The organism is Bacillus sp. LL01, from assembly GCF_001037965.1.
On sequence record NZ_LFEL01000137.1, the window covers coordinates 1 to 4877 of the forward strand.

At 37.1% G+C, this 4877-nt stretch carries 6 protein-coding genes and 1 pseudogene; all 7 read left to right on the plus strand.

What is annotated here, in order from left to right; all coding sequences use genetic code 11:
* A partial coding sequence (gene hslU / locus AB685_RS26400) for an HslU--HslV peptidase ATPase subunit (protein WP_047973568.1) occupies positions 1-667 on the plus strand: 667 nt, incomplete at its 5' end.
* A 22-nt stretch (positions 668-689) separates the two neighbouring features.
* Positions 690-1469: a GTP-sensing pleiotropic transcriptional regulator CodY gene (codY, locus tag AB685_RS26405; protein WP_047973569.1), complete on the plus strand. Its 780-nt coding sequence runs from the start codon at positions 690-692 to the stop codon at positions 1467-1469.
* A 354-nt stretch (positions 1470-1823) separates the two neighbouring features.
* Positions 1824-2219: a flagellar basal body rod protein FlgB gene (gene flgB / locus AB685_RS26410; RefSeq protein ID WP_047973570.1), complete on the plus strand. Its 396-nt coding sequence runs from the start codon at positions 1824-1826 to the stop codon at positions 2217-2219.
* A gap of 2 nt (positions 2220-2221) precedes the next feature.
* Positions 2222-2677: a flagellar basal body rod protein FlgC gene (gene flgC, locus AB685_RS26415; RefSeq protein ID WP_198530597.1), complete on the plus strand. Its 456-nt coding sequence runs from the start codon at positions 2222-2224 to the stop codon at positions 2675-2677.
* 12 nt (positions 2678-2689) lie between these two features.
* Positions 2690-2998 carry a flagellar hook-basal body complex protein FliE gene (gene fliE, locus AB685_RS26420; protein ID WP_047973571.1) on the plus strand — a complete coding sequence of 103 codons (309 nt, stop codon included), beginning with the start codon at positions 2690-2692 and terminating at the stop codon, positions 2996-2998.
* Positions 2999-3057: 59 nt separating this feature from the next.
* Positions 3058-4635: a flagellar basal-body MS-ring/collar protein FliF gene (fliF, locus tag AB685_RS26425; protein WP_047973572.1), complete on the plus strand. Its 1578-nt coding sequence runs from the start codon at positions 3058-3060 to the stop codon at positions 4633-4635.
* Between the two features lie 12 nt (positions 4636-4647).
* Positions 4648-4877: pseudogene (locus tag AB685_RS26430) on the plus strand (flagellar motor switch protein FliG); the annotation flags it as partial.

Here is a 4877-nt window from a genome sequence, read left to right on the forward strand (position 1 = left end):
TGGGACTCTAGCTGAAGAAGAAGCTCAAAAGCTCATCGACATGGATGAGGTGACACAACTTGCAGTAGAGCGTGCTGAACAATTAGGTATTATCTTTATTGATGAGATTGATAAAGTAGCAGGTAAATCTTCAGGACAATCTGCTGATGTTTCAAGAGAAGGCGTTCAAAGAGATATTTTACCGATTGTGGAAGGCTCGACTATTGTAACAAAATACGGAGCGGTTAAAACAGACCATATCCTTTTCATAGGTGCAGGTGCCTTTCATATTGCAAAGCCCTCTGATTTAATTCCAGAATTACAAGGACGTTTTCCGATTCGTGTAGAGCTTAAGAACTTAACAGTAGATGATTTTGTGAGAATCTTAGTAGAGCCTAATAATGCGTTATTAAAACAATATTCAGCTCTTTTACAAACAGAAGGTATAAAAGTTACATTTACTGACGATGCTGTTCGTAAGATTGCGACAATTGCTACAGAGGTCAATCAAGATACTGAAAACATTGGTGCAAGAAGACTTCATACCATGCTTGAGAAACTTTTAGAAGATCTCTCATATGAAGCAGCGGATATTACGCTAGAAGAAATAGTGATTACACCTGAATACGTTGAAGAAAAATTAGCAACAATTGCGAAAAATCGCGACTTAAGCCAGTATATTTTATAGGATTCCTAGGAGGAGATTTGATATGAATTTATTATCAAGAACAAGAAAAATCAATGAAATGTTACAAAAATCTGGAGGACAACACGTAAACTTTAAGGATATGGCTGAAACATTACGTGATGCAATCAGTGCAAATATATTCGTAGTAAGCCGTCGAGGTAAGCTACTAGGATTTGCTATTAAACAAGAGATTGAAAATGAGCGTATGAAAAAAATGTTAGAAGATCGCCAGTTCCCTGAAGAGTATACAGGTGGTTTATCGAAAGTAGAAGAAACGTCTCCAAACTTAGATATTAATAGTGAGTACACAGCATTCCCTGTAGAGAACAAAGACTTGTTCCAACATGGATTAACAACGATTGTGCCGATCTTAGGTGGGGGCCAACGCTTAGGTACATTAGTACTTGCTCGTTTAAATGATTCATTTAGCGATGATGATTTGATTTTAGCTGAATACGGTGCAACTGTAGTAGGAATGGAAATCCTYCATGAAAAGACGCAAGAAATTGAAGGAGAGGCACGTAGTAAAGCGGTTGTTCAAATGGCGATTAGTTCACTATCATACAGTGAATTAGAAGCAGTTGAGCATATCTTCCAAGAACTTGATGGTAAAGAAGGCTTACTTGTAGCTAGTAAAATTGCCGACCGTGTAGGAATTACTCGTTCAGTCATTGTAAATGCTCTTCGTAAATTAKAGAGTGCAGGGGTAATCGAGTCTCGTTCTCTTGGTATGAAAGGTACGTATATCAAAGTATTAAACGATAAATTTTTAATGGAACTTGAGAAGATCAAAACTAAGTAATAAATTAATGTATAGTCTAAAAAAGACCACTTTTAAGTGGTCTTTTTTTGTGAGCATATGTACCTATAAGAGGAAACTCTCATTTATCTGTTAAAATATTGTAAAAAAATTAGGTCGAAAAAATTATTAATGAATTTATAATAAGAGATACTCCGGTGTTTCTGAGACTAAAGTATGTCAAAAGCAGTGGTTCTTTATTATCTAATCTAAAATCCTCACAAACTTCATTAGACATTTGGGGACATATTGATTACAATTTTCGTWGTGAGTTTTGTGTGAAAATATGTATAAAATTGTTTGTATAGAATGAATTTAATTGAAATATAAGGAATTATGTCGAAAGGTGTGGCGAGATTGAATTTATTTTCTAACTCAACCTTTAATGTTTTAGAAAGAGGTTTGGATGGTTCTCAAATGCGTCAGCATGCGATTTCTCAAAATGTAGCAAATGCTGGAACACCTAATTACAAAGCTAAAACGGTTAGTTTTAAACATACATTAAATGAAGCTATTGGAAATAAGTTACAGGYAACGAAAACAAATAGTAAACATGTCGAATTTAGTTCTAATAGACCAGGACCTACTGTACAAGTGAATCAAAACACTACATATAACCATAATGGGAACAATGTCGATATTGACTTGGAAATGGCCGAATTAGCAAAAAATCAAATTTATTACAATGCATTAATTGATCGGATGAATGGAAGGTTTCAAAGTTTACAAACGGTTATTAGAGGAGGTAACTAATCTTGACGATTTTTGGTGGTTTTAATACGAGTTCCTCTGCATTAACAACGCAACGTCTCCGAATGGACGTGATTTCATCTAATATGGCAAATGCTGAAACAACTCGTGCCCAGCAAGTCAATGGAGAGTGGGTACCTTATAGAAGAAAAATGGTCGTTGTTGAACCAAATCAGAAAACACCATTCTCTTCCTCTTTACATACAGCTATGGGGCAAAAAGGAGAGATTGGATCTGGCGTGAAGGCATCAGCAATTGTAGAGGATCAAAATCCTTTCAAGCTTGTCTACGATCCTAGTCATCCAGATGCAAACGTAGAAGGATATGTGGAATTACCAAATGTAGACCCTTTACGTGAAATGGTTGACTTGACGACTGCGACAAGATCATATGAGGCAAATGTCACGACGTTAAACGCTACGAAAAATATGCTGATGAAAGCACTTGAAATAGGAAGATAGGTGGGAAGTTAGATGGATATTAACAGGGTGTCATCACCTTTTATGCTGCAAAATCAGCTAGGGCTAGTCAGTCAAATGAACCTTACCCCTGCACAAGCTGGAGCAACATTTAAAAAAGCTTTAACAGAAGCTGTTCAAAATGTAAATGAACTTCAAAACGTTTCTGCTTTAAAAACAGAGCAATTAGCGCGAGGGGAAATTACTAATTTACATGATGTAATGATTACGGGGCAAAAAGCGTCTGTAGCATTACAAGCTACGGTGGAAGTTCGAAATAAAGTGATTGAATCTTATCAAGAAATTATGAGAATGCAAGTCTAATTGTTCTAAGAACATAATCGTGCATGAAGTAATAGGCTTTGTAGGTTGTAGGAGGGCGCATGAACGAGAAATTTGTACTTTATAAGCAGAAAGTAACAGAATATTGGAGCGGTCGTACGAGCAAGCAGAAGAATATCATCTTAATCTCGCTAGTCGCCGCTGCTCTATTACTTGTTTTTATCTTATTTTTAGGAAATAGAACGAATAACGTCCCTCTTTACAGTAATTTAACCCTACAAGAAACTGGGCAAATTAAAGAAACGTTAGATGCTAGAGGGATTCCTGCTGAAATTTCAGACAACGGAACGACTATTTTAGTTCCTGAAGCTCAAGTAGATAGTCTTAAAGTAGACTTAGCAGCAGAAGGTATACCTAGAAGTGGAAGTATTGATTATAGTTTCTTCCAAGATCAAATGGGCTTTGGTATGACGGATAATGAATTTTCTGTTATGGAAAGAGGTTTGATGCAAACTGAACTAGCGGATTTGATCCGTAATATCAATGGTGTAAATCATGCTAATGTCATGATTACCTTACCAGAGGAAAGTGTGTGGCTAAATACAACTCAAGAGGCTGCAACTGCCTCTGTTATTGTTGATTTAGCGCCTGGATACCAACTAGATCAAAACCAAGTGAAGGCACTTTATCACTTAGTATCAAAAAGTGTTCCAAACCTTCCTATAGAGAATATCGTCATAATGAACCAAATGTTTGAGGATTATTTTTACGATAATGATGGAAATCAAACWACAACSTTATCAGCATTTGAACAGCAAAGGTCGATCCAACGTGAAATTGAGAGAGATCTAACCAGAAATTTACAAAGAATGCTAGGTACCGTCGTTGGTCAAGATAAGGTGTTAGTGTCAGTAACGACTGATATTGATTTCACTCAAGAAAATCGACAAGAAACATTGGTAGAGCCTGTTGATACTGAAAACATTGAAGGTATTGCAGTAAGTATTGAACGAATCACCGAAACGTACACCGGTGAAGGCACACCGCCAGGCGGGGTAGAAGGTACTGGCGAAGGCATTCCCAACTTCCCTGGTGCWGTCGGTCAAGGTGATTCAGAATATGAACGAACAGAAGATCGAATTAACAACGAAGTGAATCGAATTAATCGAGACATCGTAGAAAGCCCATATAAAATCAGAGACTTAGGAATTCAGGTAATGGTAGAACCTCCAGAAGGAATGGACGTCTTACCACAAGAGAGATTAGATGATATCCAACAAATTCTAGGAACGGTTGTACGGACGAGTATTTCAGGTGTATATGCTGATGAGTTAACAGAAGCAGGAATTAATGAAAAGATTTTTGTCTCGTCCCAACCATTTGAAGGAAAAGCCGAAATCGGTGAGCAAACACAAACGATCATACCTGTATGGATGTACGTTGCTGCAGGATTTTTAGTCGTTATCATTCTATTATTACTCGTTTTATTAGCTAGAAAGCGAAAACGTGAAGTAGAGGAAGAAGAGTACGTGAACGAACAAACAGCGGCCGTCGTACCAGACCTTCCTAATGAGGATATGAGCGAGAAGGCAACAAAACGCAAACAATTAGAGAAAATGGCAAAAGAAAAACCAGATGAATTTTCAAAACTTCTTCGTACATGGTTATCTGAGGATTAGGAGGGAAGACTTTTGGCACAGTCAACTAAAAAAGGGTTAACAGGTAAGCAAAAAGCAGCAATCCTCCTGATCTCACTTGGGCCAGATGTATCTGCACAAGTGTATAAGCATTTGTCTGAGGAGGAAATTGAACAATTAACGCTTGAAATTGCGAATGTTCGTAAAGTGGATAGCGAAATGAAAGAAGATATATTAGAGCAATTTCATTCATTAGTTTTAGCTCAAGATTATATTGCTCAGGG